This window comes from Enterococcus larvae, assembly GCF_017830045.1.
Classification (GTDB): domain Bacteria; phylum Bacillota; class Bacilli; order Lactobacillales; family Enterococcaceae; genus Enterococcus_L; species Enterococcus_L larvae.
In genome coordinates, this window is record NZ_JAEDXU010000001.1 from 143,855 (window position 1) to 162,962 (window position 19,108).

Here is a 19,108-nt window from a genome sequence, read left to right on the forward strand (position 1 = left end):
GATAATTAATGAAAAGGAGTTTCTTATGAATATTGCGCAATTTTCAAAAATCAGCGGTGTATCTGTCAGTACTCTTCATTTTTATGACAAGTTAGGACTTTTTTCTCCTTCAAAGAAAAATGATCACAACGGCTATCGTGAATATATCATCGAACAGCTATATGAGCTGAATAAAATTTTGATCTTAAAAGACTCTGGTATCAAACTGGAAACAATCAAAAAATTACTCAATACTCAACCTGATATTTCTGATTTAACAACATTACTTGAAGAGAATATGTCCACGCTTGAAAAAGAAGTTGCTGACAGAAAAAACCGGATTCAACGAATACAAACAAATTTATTTTTACTAAAGAATGGAGGAATCCCAGCGATGAATGAAATCATAGTTAAACATATAGAGCCGATCCAGGCACTCAGTCTGCGTCGCAGCTATAGAAAAAATAACCCCACTCAAAGTTTTGATGACTTTTCAGAAGAGATTTGGCAGGACTTAGAAAAAACGATTGAAAAGCATCAAGCGACATTAACAACTCCTTGTATGACCTGCTATTATGAGGGACTTTTTCTCGACCAAGAAAATCAGCAAATCGATTTAGAAATCGTTGAGCCGCTTAGCAAACCGCTGTCTATTACAGCATCAGAAGAAGCTCGAGTGATCACATTACCAGCTCAAAAAGTTGTTTCCGCAATCCATAATGGAGACTTAACAGGCATTGGGGAAGTATTTGATAATATGATGCTTTGGATTGAAAAAAATAAATATACTGTGGAGGGACCAGTCAGGGAAATCTACCATCGAGTAGACACAACAGAGGGAACTGAAAATGAAAACCGTTTAACCGAGCTGCAAATACCACTTGTAGATTAATTGCTCATCAAAAAACTGAGGATCAACAATAAACGGATCAATCTTCAGACTACAGCCCGCCCTAAGCAGCTATTCTCTTGTTGTTACGTATCTTATAATACGATATAGTTATAGTAGGAGGCAGTGTTCATGGGTTTTCAATCTTGGCTTTTAGTAATAATTTTAGTTTTGGTATTGTTGTTGATTCTCTTAGATAAAAATAAGAAAAAAATGAATATTGATTTATACAAAGTGCTGTTCACTCTATCTGTTGTCATTTTATGCTTACTATGTTTTGTCGTTTTGCTCGTTGAAATGATTCTTAAATTTTTGGAGACAGTAGGAAAAATTGGCTGATGGCTATATTAGTGGATTGCTGAGAGGAGAAGTGTTGTCTATGGTATTTCTATTTTGGAACATTGTTGCGATTTCAATCCTTGCGTCTCTATTAGTTCTTTTAGTTAGAAATAAAAGGCGAGTAAATAATATTGCTTATAAAATATTTTTTGTATTTCTTGCTGTCATTACAGGCACACTCGTCTTTATTGCTCAGTTCGCCATAATTATAATCAAGATATACCCTGATCTCATAGAGTCTATTCGAAGTATGGGTTGATTTAGCGATTCATCTGATTTCCAGCTATACAAACGATTGATTAAGGCGCTATCATGAATTTACAAAAAATGTCAGAAACAGCATTTCTTCACTACCTTGATGATGCAATTGACAGTTATGCGAATGAATTGTTAAATAGCTGTAGGTTTTCCACTAAGAAAGAAGCAATAGCCTTTGCTTCGTGGGAATTCAAAGAAGATATCTTCAAGGATGGCTGCCACACTGAAAACACATTTATTTTCAATCTTATTCATGAAGATGAACCAGTCGGAATCATCTGGCTGCTAATAGAAAATGAAGTATCCTTTATTGGAGATTTCCTTGTTTTTCCGAAATATCAAGGTCAAGGATTTGGGTCCGAAGCCTTGAAGCAAGTTGAAGCCATTGCTCGCTCAGAGGGTACGACTGCTATTCGTTTAGGTGTATTTAAGCATAATCTGTTTGCGCACAAGCTGTATCGCAAGCACGGCTACTCCACTTATAAAGAACGAGAAACAGATTGTATTTTAGAAAAATTATTATATTAACATAAGGTCGAATCAAAAGCGAGATGCTCTGAGAATCAAGAAGGAGCATCCCGCTTTTCGTTTGGTGTTGATTCGTATTTATAGTGTCAGACAGTTTTTATTTTGACTATTGTCCCAGACGCTTTCATATTTTTTCAGCATATAATCAAATATAAAGAATTTTCTGAAACTTTGTGCATTTATTTTCAAGCAAAATAAGTTTTTATTTCTTTCAATCGTGGTAGTATAGTCAAAACTATTATCTTATGGAAAGCGGGGAAAGAATGATGAACGATCGAACGACTTTATTAGTTGCAAAAGATGAACATTTATATTTCTTTGATACGTTGTCTGATATTGATGTTATTGCCGGCCACCGACTGCTTCGCGCTCCTTGGGATAAAATCAACTGGGAAGAAAAGCTTTCCCAATATTCTCTGATTGTTTTTCTTGATTATGGTTTTGAGCCGAAAATGGCGGAGGTCATTCGCCCATTGACACAGGCAAAATTGGTGCTTTTCTTCTGGAACCACATGACAAAAGAAAAAATCCAGCTCTTGTATAAAACACAAGCTGAACCTTATATCGATGCATATTACACCTTTGACCCTCTGGAGGCTCAGGAATTCCACCTGAACCACAACTCAACCTTCTACTCCCGACAAATGATGCTCCCTGATCAGCAAATCAAACATGATATCTTCTTTGGTGCCTCAGATAATGGCCGGAAAGAGATGGCTCAATCGATCTTGATGATTTTCAATTACCTCAAACTCGATACTAACTACTTTATCTTAAATGGACGCGGCAATACTCAAAAAGGCTATCTCCCTTATAAAGACTACTTGAAAATGGTTGCCGAAAGTAAAGGTATCCTGGAAATCATGCGTCCCGGTCAAACAGGTATTACACTTCGTTCACTTGAATCGCTTTTCTTTAAGAAAAAGCTGATCACTACAAATAAAAAGATTCGACACTATCATTTTTATAATCCGGAAAATATCTTCATTATCGGAGAGGCTGATTTCGCCAAACTTCTTGATTTTCTAGACTCTCCTTATGAAGATACTATGGATGATCTATTGGAGTTTTACAGTGAAGACCAGTGGACACAGCGATTTTACTCAGAGGATACAGAATCCTTCGAAAGTAGTGAATATCGCCCACAGATTTTCAACTATAATTACGCCTGAAGATACAACAACAGGTGATTTTAGAAATAGAAGTGAGTGGGACAATAATCTGTTGCCACTCTTTTCCATACCCTAAATCCGAATAAACGGCGAGTCAGAAGCAGCTCCTACGACAATAAGCCGGAATGCAACAAAAATTTGTGAAACAATTTTCCTGCATTCCGGCTTATTGCTTGTAGCTAAACACTTCTGTCTCGGCCTCTTTCTATTTCGCTATTAGCCTGCTATCAGCTGTAATTTACCACGACAGCTGCCGCAGACATAGCGATCAAGATTGATTCTTCGTTGTCTTCGAATTGCTGCACCGCAGTTTTGGCATCGATAGCAATGATACGCTGTCTTTTTTTCCAGCAGAGGTCGGACATAGCGGCTGCCGCCAGTCTTTGACAACAGCTCCTTAAAGTCTTTGTCCTTATGCTGATACCCTCTATTTGCTAAATGGAGGTGATAGTGACATAACTCATGCTTGATCACACCTACCAATTCATCCTGTCCATATTTTTCCAGAACCTTTGGATTAAAATCAATATCATGGCTGCCTAAATGATAGCGGCCGCCAGTCGTCTTCAGTCGCGCATTGTAAAATGCGCGATGAAGAAATGGTTTTCCAAAGAAACTCAGCGATAGTTGTTCCACTAACTGCTGCAGCTGACTATCGGAACGTAGATCCGTATCTGTAGACAAAGCAGTCACCTTACTTTTTCTCCTTAGCTGTCGGAAGCATCGTCAAGCTGATCCGCCCTTTTTTCAAGTCGATATCCTCTACCCAAACAGTCACAACATCGCCGACTGCTACAACATCTGTCGGGTGCTTGACAAAGCGATTGCTCAGCTTGGATATATGAACCAGACCATCCTGTTTCACACCAATATCTACAAAGGCACCAAAATCAATCACATTACGAACGGTTCCCTGCAGCTCCATTCCCGGTTTCAGATCTTCCATAGATAGTACATCTTTTCTTAAAAGAGGTGCAGACATTTCATCCCGCATATCTCTTCCCGGTTGAGCCAGAGACGAGAGGATGTCCTTCAGTGTTTCTGTACCGACAGACAACTCATCCTTCAGATCAACCAGCTTCAATCCTTTGATTTTCTCTGTTGTTTCAGCAGTGCCCAGCTCCTTCAATGATACCTCAGCCTTTTCCAGAACTGCCTTCGCTGTGTCGTAGCTTTCAGGGTGAATCCCAGTATTGTCCAACACGTTTTTCCCATCAGGAATACGCAGGAAACCAATCGCTTGTTCATAGGCTTTCGGTCCTAAACGAGGAACCTTTTTGATTTGATTACGAGCAGTGAACTCACCATTTTCATCACGGTAAGCAACCAAATTATGAGCAGTCGTCTTATTCAGACCGGAAATATATTGTAACAGCTGAGGACTGGCAGTATTCACGTCAACACCTACTTGGTTTACCGCTGTTTCAACAACAAATCCCAGCTGTTCAGCCAGACGCTTTTGTGATACATCATGCTGGTACTGTCCCACGCCAACTGCCTTCGGGTCAATCTTAACCAGTTCTGCCAAGGGGTCCTGTAATCTACGAGCAATGCTGACGGCGCTTCGCTCTTCTACTTGAAGATCTGGAAACTCCGTACGAGCAACCTCACTGGCAGAATAAACAGAAGCTCCTGCTTCATTGACAATCACATAATAAACTTCTTGAGACAGCTGCTTCAGCTGTTCGGAAACAAATTGCTCAGATTCACGGCTAGCAGTCCCATTTCCAATCGCAACCATTTCTACACCATACTGCTGAATCAGCTTACGCAGTGCGGGACCAGCTGCCGCCCGCTTCTCTCCTGAAGCAGGCTTATGAGGATAAATCACCTGAATAGCTAGAACCTTCCCAGTGGGATCAACAATTGCCAGTTTACAGCCGGTACGATAGGCTGGATCAAATCCTAACACAACTTTCCCCTTCAATGGCGGTTGTAATAATAAGTTACGCAAATTTTCTCCGAATATATTTATCGCTTGTTCATCTGCCTGTTCAGTCAGTTCATTTCGAATTTCCCGCTCGATCGCAGGACCGATAAACCGCTTATAACTATCTTGGTAAGCCAATTCAATATAAGAAGCAGAAACAGCCTGTTGTTTTTTCCCAATCAGCTGTCTATTGAAATACTCATTGATTTTCTGTTCGTCAACAAGAAGCGAAACCTTTAGAATATCTTCTTTTTCCCCACGATTAGTTGCCAATACTCTATGGGAAACCATCTTATTTACAGGCTCTGAAAAGTCATAGTACATACCATAGACTTCTTTTTCATCCTTCTCAGCATTTTTCACCACACTGACATATTGCCCTTTGTTAAAGGTATAATCTCTGATCCATTTTCGGAATTTTGCTTCATCACTGATTCGTTCAGCAAGAATCTCATGTGCTCCCTGCAAGGCTTCCTCTGCTGAAGACACTTCCTTCTCTGCATCAATGTAGTTCGTTGCTTCAGCAAGTGCATTCCCTGTTTCGGGCAATGCTGCCAGCCAGTCGGCTAAAGGTTCCAAGCCCTTTTCCTTGGCAATCGTTGCCTTCGTCCGACGCTTCTGCTTGTATGGACGATAAATATCTTCCAGCTGCTGCATTTTTGTTGAAGCTAAAATATCTTTTTTTAGCTCATCAGTCAGCTTCCCTTGTTCAGCGATCAGGCGTTGTACTTCTTCTTTTCGTTTCTCCAGGTTTTCCAGATAAGTATAACGCTCTTCGATTTCTCTGATTTGTACCTCATCCAGACTACCAGTCATCTCTTTTCGATAACGAGCAATAAAAGGAACAGTATTACCTTCACCTAAAAGTGTCAATACTGTGATGATTTGTTTTGGGCGATACCCTGTCAATTCTTTTTGAAGCAGGTCCACTACTTCCTGATTATAAGCCTCTGCCATTTTTTCAACCTCTTTCTTTAGCATACTCGTCTATTTTAGCATATCCTACCTCTTTTTTATAGAAAGTTAGCGAGTCTACACCACTTTGATCCATTAATAAATCAAGCACAAAAAAACAGCTGCCTAGCATTTCCGTCAACAGCTGCTCTCTATTTTAAAAATCAGGCTGCCAAGGTCCCTTCATATTTTGGTATTCAATATCTTGCACGATACCATATTTGTTGAAAATAACGCCATGAACGGAACCGCCGAATACAGCGCCGCCATCGATCCCAATTTTGTGATCAGACAACCATAAATCGGTCGTCTGCATATCACCATGAAGCATTGGGGTGATTGTGTGTCCAAAAACAATCGTTTTTCCTGTGTTGTTTTTCCCTTGATGAAATGCATCCCTGATCCAAATAAAATCGTGGGGACTTGTATCATGCCAGTTCTTTTTCGTCAAATCTACTCCAGCATGAACAAAAATATAGTTTTCCCATTCAAAGTACAATGGACGCTGAACGAGAAAGTCCACTAAATCAGCATATCGACTGCGGATCATCATCGCAATTTCTGTCGGTGAATACTCTTCTGTCGCTCCTTTATGAAGTAAGCTTTCCATCGTTTCCTTGCCGCCATTTCGAACATAACCCGGATACCAGTCCTCAGGATTTTGTAAAAACTGGAGAAAGTACTCTTCGTGATTTCCTCTAAGATAAATTGCCCCTCGTTCTTCCACTAGCTTCTTTCCAAGCAGAAAACACTCCTTCGTCCTCTTTCCTCGGTCATTCAAATCACCAATCAAAACCAGCTGGTGGTTTTCTTCATCGTAATAATCGACTAGCTGCTGAAACAGCTCATATTCACCATGGATATCACTAATGGCATATACATATTCTTTCATATGGGAACACCTCACTTTCACGTCCTATTCTCCTATTAGTATACCTCACTCGTAAAAGAAAAATAACTACTTGCTCTATAAACCCTGTGAAAAAGACAACAGCACACACCAATTATTCCACCAGACCATAAGAAATAAATACACAACCTGCGCCATTTCCCTTAGCAATAAGCAATATAAAGAAAAGATACACTGATAGTGACCTTTCAGCCAAGCATCAATGTATCTCAAATTTTTACCCTTCCACCATACTGAAGGCAATGATCTCAAACAATTCTTCCGAAATTTCAAAATGCCCAAATCGCAGTTTTGACCGATAGTCCGTCCATAACGGAAATGCCTTGACTGCTTCCAAAGAAAGCGGGCTGCTCACAGGAGCAAAAGAAACATTCTTTCTGTACGGAACGAAGCCTGGGAACATTTCAAACGGATAGGCATCTCCTTCCAGAATTTGACCAACAGCCATAAATTTCTGATAAGGTTCATTTGTTTTTAGACTCTTTTTCGGCGCATAGTAAATCAGCCAGTCTCCAGCTTTCATCCTGTTCAAGGGAGCGCCTTTGCCATGACAAAGTTGAGCAAATCCACCTGCAACACCTAACTCTACATGATCCTTTGATGCAACGCCTACCCAATATTTCATAACGATATGCTCCTTCTATACAGCTATGTCTTCTCTAAAGGTCATTCCTGAAATCACTGTCGCTTGATCAAAAGTAATTTCATAGACTTGCAGCTGTTCCGCACCGGATTCAATGATTTCCGCATAAAACGGCATTTTTGCAACCCATGCTTCTGCCAAATCCTGCAAAGACTGTTCACTTGGCTTCGCAATTCCTTTCAGTACCCGTAAATGATCGCTTTCGTCCCCTTTGATGACTGTTGTAAAAGCAACTTGAGGATTTGCTTGGAGCTCAGCAACCTTTTCATTCCCTTTGAAAGTTGAAAAATAGACAACCTTTCGCTCCGGGTCATAGAGAAAGTTGACGATTCTGACATTTGGTTGTCCTTCTACACTGGTTGCCAGTGCGATTTCCTGTTGTTTATCCATCATTTCTTTAAACATTGCTTTTGCATTCATATTCATTCCTCCTAAATTCTTTTGTTGCCTGATACAAGATAATTCTAACAAACAAACCTTGACAACTATTTGTCAGGGTTCTATTCTTTTAGTAGAGAAATTTTTTTATTTTAACTAGGGCACATTTGATAATTGAAATTTTCAAACAGAATCAATGCTACATAAACCAGCCCTTAAAGGAGAAAATGATGAAAAGCGAACGTTTATTGGCTATCACTATGCTGCTTCTGGAGCGAGAACAGATCAGCGCCCCTAAGCTTGCGGAAATGTTTGAAGTGTCCGTTCGAACGATCTACAGAGATATCGAATCACTCAGCCAGGCTGGGATTCCCGTCGTCGCTCTTCCCGGCAGTAAAGGCGGGATTCGAATCATGGAAAATTATAAGATCGATCAACGGTTCTTTACCTCTTCAGATTTGATTTCACTTTTGACCAGCTTAAACGGCATCCATAAACATATGAACAACAAGCAAACTACTTATACTATAGAAAAACTGAAATCACTGATTCCAAAGCAACTGGAACAAGAGGTTGCATTAAAAACCGACCAGCTGATCATTGACCTCTCTCCTTGGATACAAAATGGACAGGCAGGAGCTTCAATAGACTTGATTCAGCAGGCATTGGATAATCATACTGTTCTGTCGATCGAGTACGAAAATCGAGCAGGGCACTATTCAATGCGCACAATCGAACCTTATCGCATGATTTTGAAGGAAAGCAGCTGGTATGTACAGGCTTTCTGTCTGTCAAAGCAGGAATTTCGCATCTTCAAGCTATCAAGAATGAAGAATATCCAGCAAACTGATACGCCTTTTGAACAGAGAACACCTCCTGCAGTTTCCTTTGAAAGAGATTCTTCCGGCAAAACAGCGTTTGTTACACTTTTATTAGAAGTGGATTATTCTGTAAAGGATCAAATGACTGAACGCTTCAATGACTTAGAATTTACCCAACAAAAAAATTCTGATCGCTATCGTGTCGAATTCCCCTATTTTATCCCTGATGAGTTTGGCTATCATATGCTCTTAGGATTCGGCACCCGCTGTAGGTGTCTGGCTCCTGATAACATCCGTAATGAGCTCGTTAGAAGATTGAAAGAAATGCTGACTTTTTACAGCTAACATTGCATAAGAGTGTAGGAACCAGTCTTTCTATTGAAGAGTATGCTAAATATCTTAAGAGCAGCAGCCGTCCTATTTTAAAATTTTAACTATATTTTTGCAGAAAGTAACCGTATACTTAAAGAAATAGATACATCCTATTAAGTAATGACAGCTGATTCTATTTCCTTTGCTGTAAAGGTTGAGGAAAAAATCCTTTTTCATGAGATGACTGTTCTTGAAGAGGCTGTGCTTGATTAAAAAAATCAGATGTTGGCTCTACTCAGTGAGCAAGGAGGGAAAATAATGGAAGAACCGTTGCAATTCGAAACAAGAGATGCATTTAGAAGCTGGCTTTCTGACAATAGTCAGTCCAGTGAGGGGGTCTGGCTTGTTTTCGGAAAGACAAAACAAGTGGCTACATTGAAGGCTGGCGAGGCATTAGAAGAAGCTCTCTGCTTCGGCTGGATCGATGGATTGATGAAAAAAGTTGATGAGCATTCTTATATCAAATATTTCGCTGCACGCAGAAAAGGCAGTAAATGGTCGGCGAAAAATAAAGAACTAACTACAAAACTTGAGAAACGCGGAATAATGACAGACTACGGTAGAACCAAAATAGAAGAGGCAAAAAGCAATGGACAGTGGGATAACGCAACAAAACCCTCAGGAATTACTGAGGACCAAATAGAAGAGGTTGCAAAGCTGTTGGTGGGAAGCGAACAGGCTCATACAAACTTTCAGGCAATGTCTCCTTCTGTAAGAAAGACATATACAAGAGCTTATTTAGACGCGAAAACAGAGGCGGGTCGTACAAAACGCCTAGCTTGGATGATCGATCGATTAGAAAAAAATCTGAAGCCTATGTAACTACTGCTTGAATAGAGACGATCTTCTTTAGCAAGGACGACTGGATTTTAGACAAAGTAGATAGTAGTAAGTAATTTACAAACTCTTGGGAGGGATTGTATTGTTAGTAACTCATATTTACTTTAACGGACAATGTAAGCAAGCGATAGAGCTGTATAAAAAAGTGTTTCATGCTACGGTTAAAACGTTGATTGAAAACCAGGATCATTCGCTCGTCGTTCATGCTGAAATAATTATTCATGATGAATTGTTGATGCTAAACGATTTTGGAAACGATGATGGGATTTCAACCTCCGGAGGATATCAGCTTTCTGTTCAATTTGATAATGAAGCAGCACTGCAAGAGGCATACGCTGCAATAGAAGATGGCAGTACTACCATTGAAACCATACAGTCTACAGATTACAGCCCATGTGTGGTTAGATTCATTGACAGATTTGATGTGCGATGGGCATTTTGGGTTTAATCTATTGAATCTTGTAAGAAGAATATCCAATAGTTACTTATCTGTTTGGTCATTCAATCAAAATTCATGTGTTCAAATCAGCATAACTTGTCTCTGAATATAAACGTTGATTATGTAAAAACTAAAACTAGCTTGCTGCACAGTCAAAGAGGCTGAGACAGAAGTGTTTAGCTACAAGCAATAAGTCGGAATTCACGAAAATTGTTTCACAAATTTTTGTTGAATTCCGGCTTATTGTCGTAGGAGCTACTTCTGACTCGCCGTTTATTCGGTTTTAGGGTATGGAAAAGAGTGGCAACAGATTATTGTCCCACTCTCTTTTATTTCATCAGTCATCAATGAAACGATTTTGCCATTAGTGCTGTTTCCTCCAAGCCATAGTCCCCGCTTCCATAGAGAGCAACATAGTTGGTTTCTAAAAAATCTACCATCGCCTTTGCAGAATGTGTAAATCCAGCTTTTTCATAAGACCTCACTGCTCTTTTATTTTGCATAGCCGGCGCAATAATCAGCTCAGAAATCCCGTTTGCTCTATTTAAGAACTCACTAAGTATAAGTATCGCATCTGTACCAAATCCCATACCACAATTTGCTTCACTATCCATCCAGATATCTAGCTCTGCAATGCCTGCTTTCACATGAAAAGAAGAGTAACTGATAAAACCCACTGCCGTATCTTCATATACGATCAGATAGCCTCTGCCATCCTCTGGCTTTGCTCCTGTAAAAAAGTATTCTTCGTAATATTCTGCACAAAACTCTTCGTAGGAAGCAATTGATTTTTCCGGATAGTCAGGCGGACCCGTATGTGATTTCGTTGTTTCCGACTGAAAGCACCATTCATATACACGCCTTCTGTCGTTTAGCTCTGCTGGAACCAATACTACTTTCTGTCCCTTCACGCTTTCTTCCTCCCTTTGCTCCATGATGTAAAATTGGTTGCTGGTTACTTACAGCCAAGCCTATTTTATTCAGTATAACAAAAAAAGCATTGGCATGGGCCGTCTTCCCATGAACAATGCTTTCATCTGTCGATTCCATCACCTAATGCAATCGTACTTCACTCACCTAAAACGTTTATATTTTTTCAGAAATACCTCCGGCAGTATCCTACTTTCCTAATAATAACCGGAAAGATTACCTCGGGTATTGATCAAACCAAATGTCTCAGCAAACACCTTTGTTTTTGCATCTAATTCGATTTTCTTTTTTTCCAGTTCCAGTCTGGAAAGTGTGCTTGTTTCTTTTATGATTTTTTTTGAGTTCTCAATAATTTCTTTCATGCTGTTTCCTCCTTATCTAGAATATGCTTCTTCCGTTATTTTTTTACCCATCCAGAAAAAGTTGATGTCATGTTTCTTAAATGGGAAAAGTAGTAATCTGTAATCTCTTTTCAGATAAAACAAGCTGGCGTTCTTTCGACCAGTCAAAAGAACAACCGAGTGTCCCTGCGCTAGTGCATAGGCTTCACAGTGATCCAATAAGTGATTACCAATTCGTTTTCCTTGGAATTCAGGCGCTACAGCGACTTGGCGAATCCGTGCAAATTTCAGCGAATAAAGCTGAATAGATGCTGTCCCAATCACCTGTCCGTTTTCAACAGCGACATATGTCGTCCATTTTTCCTCTTGCTTCAAGTCAATTTTGCTGTTCAGCACTTGTTTACGAAGCGTCATCGCCTCATAATCCCTTTGGCTGAATTTAGGTACTAATTGAATATCCATAATCAGATTTCCTCCTTTTTCAGTGACAGAAATTATTTCGGACTGTCGCTGATTCACATTAGGGATCAGAACTTTAGGACAAGTGACATGCTGTGCTCTATACGGGTGTCCTACTTTTCTGATTACTTGGCTTTGGTAATGATTACCAGTTGTCCCACTCGCTATCTTCATGCTTGTCTTGTTGATCTGTACAGTTTCTGCCTCTTGTTCCTTCTTTATAGAATGCATCAAAATCTTGTCTTCTGAAGCCGCGGCGGTCGAACTGACGACGCATCATATGCTTCATTTCTCTCATCTCTTTTTTGAACTCTTTCCGTTCATGAGGAGACATATTTCTTATATCTTTTCCGGCAAATTCTTTCATGAATTGCTCACGGAATTCCTTCATTGAACCCAACATCTCAAATGGCAGTTTTGGAAAATCAGATAGATCACAGAAATCTTCGCCCCAGCCATTTTTCACTTTATTCAGCAGCTGATTTAATTCTTGCTGCTCATCATCAGATAAACCAGCAAAAAATTCTTCCGAACGATTTTGATTGTGCTTTACAGGATTCGCTTTTTTCCGACCAACTTCTGTAATGAATACTTGCTTGATTCGTTTATCATTTGGATCTTCCCGTCGTTCGATTTCTCCCCGCTGTTCCAGTTTTTTCAATATTTCAGTTAGGGAGCTGGGTCGGATATCTAATATTTCAGCTAAAACCCCCTGCGTCATCCCATCTTCTTCAAGCAGAAGGTCCAAAACCAGTTGTTGTGTAGGTGCATTTTTCTTTAGCATAGCAGTATTGATCAATCGGCTGCCTGCAGTTCCAACAATCGATAAGTTTTTCAATAACTCTTCAGTATAGTCACTCATGATTATTCCTTCTTTCTGTCTCTTGCTTATTATCAACAATCACACCAATTAGTTAGGTACCTATGTTTTATAAATTAAATTATAATTCGGTACCTAACTAATGTCAATACGAATAGTTAAAAAATTTGGCAGTTTAAAAAATCTTATACTTTTCATCCATATACTGCTAGCTGACATAAGCTTCCTTCTTATGCAAAAAAACTGTACCCCGCATCCTCATGCACGGTACAGCTTCTTATTATTTCATGGATTCAATAACTTTATTCTTGATTTGTTCCGCAGTCAATCCATATACCTCTTGTAGATATTCCGGTGTTCCTACCTGTCCAAACTGCTCGTCCACACCAATGCGAAGTAACGGAACAGCCAGATTTTCTTCTGCCAGTACTTCTGCTACCGCGCTTCCCAAACCACCTGTGATTGAATGGTTTTCTATTGTAACGACCCTTTTTTTCCCACGTACTTCATCCATTATCAACTGTCGATCAAGGGGTTTGATGGTAAACATATCGATTACCTCACACCGAATTCCCTGCTTCGATAACTCTTTTGAAACAGTCAACGCTTCAGAAACTAATTGACCCGCCGCAATGATGAGAATATCTTCTCCCTCAGCTAGAACATTGCCTTTACCAAGCTGAAAATCAGTTCCCTCGACATAAATGTTCTGAACACTCTTTCTGTTTCCGCGAACATAATGGATGCCTTTATGCTTGCTGAATTCCTTGATGATCCACTTCATTTGAACAGCATCTGCCGCATCACAGACAACTGCTTCCGGGATCATTCGAAGTAAAGCAACATCTTCCCATGTCGTATGAGTGCCCCCGTTATGTCCGACTGTAAAACCGGGATCTGAGCCGTAAATATTTATAGTGTTTTTTGAATATCCGCCTGATAAAAACAATTGGTCGAATACTCGTCTTGTGGCAAAAGGACCAAAGGTATGGACAAAGGGTGTATAACCAGCCAAATTTAATCCTGCTGCAACACCGATCATATTTGCTTCGGCAATCCCTACATTTATAAAACGCTGTGGATCAGCTGAGGCTAGCCTATTCCAACCACTCGCCGCACCAAGGTCTGCTTCCAAGGCTACAACTGTTTCATTTTCAGCCATCAGCTCCTCGATTGCTGAAACGACACAGCTGCGAAGCTCTGGTCCCAGCTCTCTGTTTTCTTTCAGTTCAACCATCACTTTGTCATCTCCTTGATTTCTAATTCAAGCTTGGCAAGAGCTTTTTCAGCGGCCTGATTGACTTCATCATTATTGAATTTCACTGAATGATTATCTGCCAGCTGCTCAAAGTATGGAATCCCCTGCCCCTTCGTCGAATCCAAAATGATACATACTGCCTGATCTACAACAGCTTTGCTCTGCTGAATCGCCAGGTCGATTGCCGAAAGATCATCCCCTTTGGCTTTGTTCACGTAAAAGCCAAAAGCCTTCATTTTTTCTGAAAGATCAAAAGGATTCAATATCTCCTCTGTGGTACCATCCAGCTGTTTTTTATTTTCATCAATGATCACGATACAGTTATTAAGCTTGCTATGGGCAATATATTGAAAGGCTTCCCAGCATTGCCCCTCGTTCAGTTCCCCATCTCCAACAATCAGATACACAAAACTATTTCTCTGAGATAGCTTCAGTCCAGCAGCTATTCCTGCTGCCATAGACGTTCCCTGTCCAAGTGAGCCTGTGGTTGCATCCACACCTGGTGTCTTATTTCGATCAGGATGAGAGGGTAAGCTTGTCCCTCCTTCATTAAGAGTTTTTAAAAGCCCTCGATCAAAATAACCGACATTGGCTAAAGCACTATATAAGGCTGCCCCGGCATGACCTTTTGACAACACCAATCGATCTCGATCTTCCCATGACGGATGATTTGGATCGATCGTCATCTGTTTTCCATAAAGAACTGCAAGCAGTTCAACGATTGACAATGAACCACCTAAATGACCTTGCCCCATGTGCTTGATTGCAAACAATGTATCCTGTCTGATTTTTTTCGCCAATAGTTCAACCTGCTGCCATTCTTGTTCCTTCAACGTAGCTATCGCCATTTTTCTTACCCCTTTTCACCTCTTATTCTGAAATCGTTGCTGTCTTCTTTTTCCCAAAAAAAGTAAGTCCCAGTAAAACTGCCAGAACTGCAAGGATTCCGCCAATAACTAATAATTGACCACCGCTATTGGCTAAATTACCAAGGAAAATCCCTGTGACTCCATAATCCGTATCCGAAAAGGTAGAGCCTTGGAAGCCTAAATCACCCATGACCGGCATAAGCAGGATCGGCATGAAACTGATGATGATCCCATGGATGAATGAACCAATCACAGCGCCTCTCACACCACCTGTTGCGTTTCCATACACACCTGCCGTAGCACCGCAGAAAAAGTGTGGAACAACTCCTGGAATGATTACCGTCGTACCTGTCATGACCATAATTGCCAAGCTAACGATCCCACCAACAAAGCTTGTCAGAAAACCAATCAAAACAGCATTTGGCGCATAAGGAAAAACAATTGGACAATCTAATGCCGGAATAGAATTCGGTACCAGCTTTTCAGAGATTCCTTTGAACGCTGGGACGATTTCTGCAAGTATTAAACGAACACCAGCTAAAATGACAAATACTCCCGCTGCAAATGAACCCGCCTGTTGTAATGAGTAAATGATATAGTTCATTCCTCCACTTAAGTTTTCACTAATGTATTCATTTCCTGCGAAAAGAGCAACAATGACGTAAACAACCGACATGGTCAATGTGATACTCACTGTAGAATCACGTAAGAATGAAAGTCCTTTAGGGAAGTTGATGTCTTCTGTTGATTTATCCTTGTTACCGACATATTTTCCGATCAGACCACTTAATGCATACCCAAAGTTTCCTGTATGTCCCAGTGCAACGGAATCATTTTTAGTGATTTGACGTGTAAACGGTTGAGCAATCGCCGGAAAAATCGTATTTGCCAAGCCTAATGCCAATCCGCCAAAAACCACTAAAGCAATGGTATCCATCCCTGTCACACTTAAAATCACGGCAATCATACATGCCATGTAAAGTGTTGCGTGTCCTGTCAGATAAATATATTTATAACGAGTAATGCGAGCAATCAAGATATTGAATACCATCCCTGTCAACATAATAAGTGCGGTGTATGTGCCGTACTTTGTCAGAGCTAAAGCAACGATTGCTTCGTTATTAGGCACGACACCCTGCATATTGAATGCTACTTGAAACATTTCTCCAAATGGAGCTAATGAGCCTTCAATCACTCCAGCTCCTGCTGTAACGACTAGGAAACCAACAAAGGTCTTGATTCCGCCTTTAACAGTCGATGCCAGATCCTTCTTCTGCAAGACGTTCCCCAAAACTGCAATCAATGCAACTAACAATGCCGGCGTACTGGCAATATCAATTAAAATATCTAAAACATTATCCATGTCTCCAACTCCTTTACTTATTTAGCTGTTTCACTTGTTTTTTACTTTTAAAGCAGCCCTTTTTCCTTACAAACTGCTGTTACTTTTTCTTTCAGCTCGTCCATGTCGATGATACTGTTCAGCACAACAACTTCACCTAAATGCTGGGCACTGTCTGCCAGGTCACCGCCTACAAAAAATACGTCTGCCAATTCAGGAGCCGCGCTCCCCATATCATAATGCGACACCTCTACATCACTTACACCAAGCTCTCCTAACACTGTATTGATGTTCATTTCGACCATGAAGCTTGACCCTAATCCTGATCCACAAACTGCTGCAAATTTCATCTTATTCCTCTCCTTCTGCTAAAATTTCAAGAATACTTGTCTTTGTCTCAGCTTGAAGCAAAGCCGCCAATTTTTCTTTATTAGACAAAATCCTTGTCAAGCTTGCTAAAGCTTTCAGATGCATTTCATTGTCAACGGCTGCCAGACAAATGAATATTTGAATTGGATGCTTTTCATCATCCAGTAATAGAACAGGCTTCTGCACCTTTAACAAGGACATCCCCAAACCTTTCACGCCATCTTCCGGACGAGCATGAGGCAGTGCCACACCTTCGCCAATATGAATAAATGGTCCATGCTTTTTGACTTTATCGATCATCGCAGTCACATAGCGTTGCTCTATTTTATTTTTTTCCTTCAGCGGTTCTGCTGCATAATCTATTGCTTCCTCCCAATTCATCGGAACCTCCGACAATTGGATCATATCTTCTGTCAATAACTCGGATAACATCGGTCGATCATCTTCCCTTCTCTTCATCTCTTTATTCATTTTTCTCTGTACGATTTTATACAGCTTTTCTTTTGTAATTCCCTTTTTCAACACGACATGGGGGAATAGGATATCAATGATTTCATCTACGGAAGGGATCAATGTTTTCTGAAAAAGAAAATCTTCCTGTACTTCTCTCATCAAAGTGTTTTTTTCCAATTGAGACATGATTGGATTGATTACGTATAATTTTTTTGCTGTCTTAATTGAGACACTGGAAAAAATCAAATCAACTTCTTCATGGCTTTCTGTCTTACTGTAGGTTTCAAATGAGCTTGTTTCAGAAAAATCGATTTGCGGAAACAGTTCCTGAAGCTCGGTTTTCATGATCATTGAAGAACTGATCCCGCTAGGACAAAGAATCAACGCCTTCAGCTGTCTATCCTGCTTTCTTACTTTCCTACTGCGAATTGCACCGCCAAACAACACAGTAAAATATCCTGTTTCTTCGATTGGGATTTCTTGCTGTACCAGTTCTTCCAGAGGAAATAGACTTCGCTTCGTGATTTCAAATATTTCGTGATACTGAACAACGATTTCTTCGATCAATACATTGTTTAATGGCAAACCAAACTTGATTCGAAAAAAGGCTGGCACAAGATGATAAAACAGATCCAGTAATAGCTTTCTATACTCTTGAAATTCCACCGCTGCCAAACGTTCGACCTCATGAATGACTTTCCCGGAACATTCCAATAGAAATTCCAAAGAAGTATCTTGTATTTCTCCTTGGACGACCGTCATAAAAAGAATGGTGATATACAAAACTTCCATTTCTTTGTTTTGGATATCTGAGAAATCATCTAAAAATTTTTCGGAGGCTTGACTGGCAATCAATGTTGTAAGTAATTGTTGATCTTTTTCCTCGAAACAAATTTCATGCTTTCTTGTTCGCCCAAGCAAATATGAAACAAAATAGACCATCTCTTCAAAACGGCTGGGAACAAGAACTAAGCTGTACTCCTCGATTGTGTGTGAAAAACGCTGACGAACATTAGCGTAACAGTCAATTGAAGCTGTCATTAATCCCTTATACAACAACCGTTTTCCATTGCCGCAAGCCATTATTTCTCCCAACAAAACATATGCAATAGTCCTGACTGCCGCTTCATCTCCTGATAAAAAGAAGCCCTCACGCCTTGAATATTCCAAAAAAGCTCCTTGCCCATCGAGCGATTTCCTCAGCCTTTTCAGATCTGTCAAAATCGTATTTTTACTGACCATAAAAAATTCCTGAAAATAGAAAACCGACAGCTCTTCAAAATTACTAAACGTTAAAAAATAGATCATTGCCTGACGCTCTTGCTCAGAATAAATCACCTCTTCTTCTCGTTGACCAAAAATAAGTGCGAGCCAATCTTTTGATGACAGCTTAGGAATACCGATATTATTTTCGGTGAGATTGATCTCTTTTTGCAGTATTTCCTTCGATAGCTGAGCTAACTTCTTTAGTTCAATTGAAAGCTCGCTTTTTCTTATACCGGTTTTTACGGCTACCTCTTCAAAAGACAATGTTTGATTTCCCAGCGACATAATATAACTAATTCTGTAATCCATCGTTATCCTTCCTCCTCCTTTACTATATAATGCACTAGTCAAAATGCACAGAACAATTGGGTACAACTCTAATCGGCTATTTCTATTTGACTGGACCGTAAAATAAAAAATAACAAAGAATAGAAAAACATTGACCCACAAATTGTATTCCTTTAAAAGATACAGATATGAATACCCTTACATTTCAATATCTTTGCTGTCTACTTTTCCTTATTTACTCTCTTAACACAGCTAAACGAA

General features: G+C 40.0%; 21 protein-coding genes. 7 read left to right on the forward strand and 14 right to left on the reverse strand.

Annotated elements, in window-relative coordinates; translation table 11 throughout:
• Positions 1–25 precede the first annotated feature (25 nt).
• From I6N96_RS00665 to I6N96_RS00680, 4 genes are all read left to right on the forward strand, one after another.
• Entirely contained in the window at positions 26–871 is an 846-nt protein-coding gene (locus I6N96_RS00665) for a MerR family transcriptional regulator (RefSeq protein ID WP_209555573.1), read from the forward strand.
• A 129-nt stretch (positions 872–1,000) separates the two neighbouring features.
• Entirely contained in the window at positions 1,001–1,207 is a 207-nt protein-coding gene (locus tag I6N96_RS00670; protein ID WP_209555574.1) for a hypothetical protein, read from the forward strand.
• A gap of 312 nt (positions 1,208–1,519) precedes the next feature.
• Positions 1,520–1,993 carry a GNAT family N-acetyltransferase gene (locus I6N96_RS00675; RefSeq protein ID WP_209555575.1) on the forward strand — a complete coding sequence of 158 codons (474 nt, stop codon included), beginning with the start codon at positions 1,520–1,522 and terminating at the stop codon, positions 1,991–1,993.
• A 263-nt stretch (positions 1,994–2,256) separates the two neighbouring features.
• Positions 2,257–3,165, forward strand: coding sequence for a WaaS/CpsH family glycosyltransferase (locus I6N96_RS00680; protein ID WP_209555576.1), 909 nt, complete (start codon positions 2,257–2,259; stop codon positions 3,163–3,165).
• A gap of 216 nt (positions 3,166–3,381) precedes the next feature.
• On the opposite strand, the gene I6N96_RS00685 is transcribed toward I6N96_RS00680, so the two are convergent.
• The 5 genes from I6N96_RS00685 to I6N96_RS00705 all read right to left on the reverse strand — a co-directional run bounded on the left by I6N96_RS00685 (position 3,382) and on the right by I6N96_RS00705 (position 8,022).
• The gene (locus I6N96_RS00685; RefSeq protein ID WP_347339052.1) at positions 3,382–3,858 is read right to left on the reverse strand and encodes a SprT family protein; all 477 of its coding nucleotides are present in this window, start codon (positions 3,856–3,858) and stop codon (positions 3,382–3,384) included.
• A 1-nt stretch (position 3,859) separates the two neighbouring features.
• The gene (locus I6N96_RS00690; RefSeq protein ID WP_209555577.1) at positions 3,860–6,052 is read right to left on the reverse strand and encodes a Tex family protein; all 2,193 of its coding nucleotides are present in this window, start codon (positions 6,050–6,052) and stop codon (positions 3,860–3,862) included.
• A gap of 154 nt (positions 6,053–6,206) precedes the next feature.
• Complete coding sequence (locus tag I6N96_RS00695) at positions 6,207–6,941, reverse strand: metallophosphoesterase (RefSeq protein WP_209555578.1); 735 nt, start codon at positions 6,939–6,941, stop codon at positions 6,207–6,209.
• 235 nt (positions 6,942–7,176) lie between these two features.
• Positions 7,177–7,584, reverse strand: a complete 408-nt coding sequence (locus I6N96_RS00700; protein ID WP_209555579.1) for an EVE domain-containing protein — start codon at positions 7,582–7,584, stop codon at positions 7,177–7,179.
• A gap of 15 nt (positions 7,585–7,599) precedes the next feature.
• Entirely contained in the window at positions 7,600–8,022 is a 423-nt protein-coding gene (locus I6N96_RS00705; protein WP_209555580.1) for a pyridoxamine 5'-phosphate oxidase family protein, read from the reverse strand.
• Between the two features lie 185 nt (positions 8,023–8,207).
• Here I6N96_RS00705 and I6N96_RS00710 point away from each other — a divergent pair, with 185 nt between their 5' ends.
• From I6N96_RS00710 to I6N96_RS00720, 3 genes are all read left to right on the forward strand, one after another.
• Positions 8,208–9,146: a helix-turn-helix transcriptional regulator gene (locus tag I6N96_RS00710; RefSeq protein WP_209555581.1), complete on the forward strand. Its 939-nt coding sequence runs from the start codon at positions 8,208–8,210 to the stop codon at positions 9,144–9,146.
• A gap of 285 nt (positions 9,147–9,431) precedes the next feature.
• Positions 9,432–9,995 (forward strand): YdeI/OmpD-associated family protein, encoded by a 564-nt coding sequence (locus tag I6N96_RS00715; protein ID WP_209555582.1) that lies wholly within the window; start codon positions 9,432–9,434, stop codon positions 9,993–9,995.
• Between the two features lie 100 nt (positions 9,996–10,095).
• A complete protein-coding gene (locus tag I6N96_RS00720) occupies positions 10,096–10,461 on the forward strand; it encodes a VOC family protein (RefSeq protein WP_209555583.1) in 366 nt (121 codons plus the stop codon).
• A gap of 335 nt (positions 10,462–10,796) precedes the next feature.
• Here the strand turns inward: I6N96_RS00720 and I6N96_RS00725 are convergent, their stop codons facing one another.
• From I6N96_RS00725 to I6N96_RS00765, 9 genes are all read right to left on the reverse strand, one after another.
• Positions 10,797–11,363: a GNAT family N-acetyltransferase gene (locus I6N96_RS00725; protein WP_347339053.1), complete on the reverse strand. Its 567-nt coding sequence runs from the start codon at positions 11,361–11,363 to the stop codon at positions 10,797–10,799.
• A gap of 216 nt (positions 11,364–11,579) precedes the next feature.
• A complete protein-coding gene (locus I6N96_RS00730; protein WP_209555585.1) occupies positions 11,580–11,744 on the reverse strand; it encodes a hypothetical protein in 165 nt (54 codons plus the stop codon).
• Positions 11,745–11,756: 12 nt separating this feature from the next.
• Positions 11,757–12,185, reverse strand: coding sequence for a GNAT family N-acetyltransferase (locus I6N96_RS00735; protein ID WP_209555586.1), 429 nt, complete (start codon positions 12,183–12,185; stop codon positions 11,757–11,759).
• A 142-nt stretch (positions 12,186–12,327) separates the two neighbouring features.
• Positions 12,328–13,044: a MarR family winged helix-turn-helix transcriptional regulator gene (locus tag I6N96_RS00740; protein ID WP_209555587.1), complete on the reverse strand. Its 717-nt coding sequence runs from the start codon at positions 13,042–13,044 to the stop codon at positions 12,328–12,330.
• A gap of 238 nt (positions 13,045–13,282) precedes the next feature.
• Positions 13,283–14,239 carry a transketolase family protein gene (locus I6N96_RS00745; RefSeq protein WP_209556198.1) on the reverse strand — a complete coding sequence of 319 codons (957 nt, stop codon included), beginning with the start codon at positions 14,237–14,239 and terminating at the stop codon, positions 13,283–13,285.
• Positions 14,239–15,108 carry a transketolase gene (locus I6N96_RS00750; protein ID WP_209555588.1) on the reverse strand — a complete coding sequence of 290 codons (870 nt, stop codon included), beginning with the start codon at positions 15,106–15,108 and terminating at the stop codon, positions 14,239–14,241. The genes I6N96_RS00745 and I6N96_RS00750 overlap by 1 nt, the downstream gene beginning before the upstream one ends.
• A gap of 22 nt (positions 15,109–15,130) precedes the next feature.
• Positions 15,131–16,492: a PTS ascorbate transporter subunit IIC gene (gene ulaA / locus I6N96_RS00755; protein WP_209555589.1), complete on the reverse strand. Its 1,362-nt coding sequence runs from the start codon at positions 16,490–16,492 to the stop codon at positions 15,131–15,133.
• Between the two features lie 47 nt (positions 16,493–16,539).
• Entirely contained in the window at positions 16,540–16,821 is a 282-nt protein-coding gene (locus I6N96_RS00760; RefSeq protein ID WP_209555590.1) for a PTS sugar transporter subunit IIB, read from the reverse strand.
• A 1-nt stretch (position 16,822) separates the two neighbouring features.
• On the reverse strand, positions 16,823–18,868 hold the full coding sequence (locus I6N96_RS00765) for a BglG family transcription antiterminator (RefSeq protein ID WP_209555591.1): 2,046 nt from the start codon (positions 18,866–18,868) through the stop codon (positions 16,823–16,825).
• Positions 18,869–19,108 lie beyond the last annotated feature (240 nt).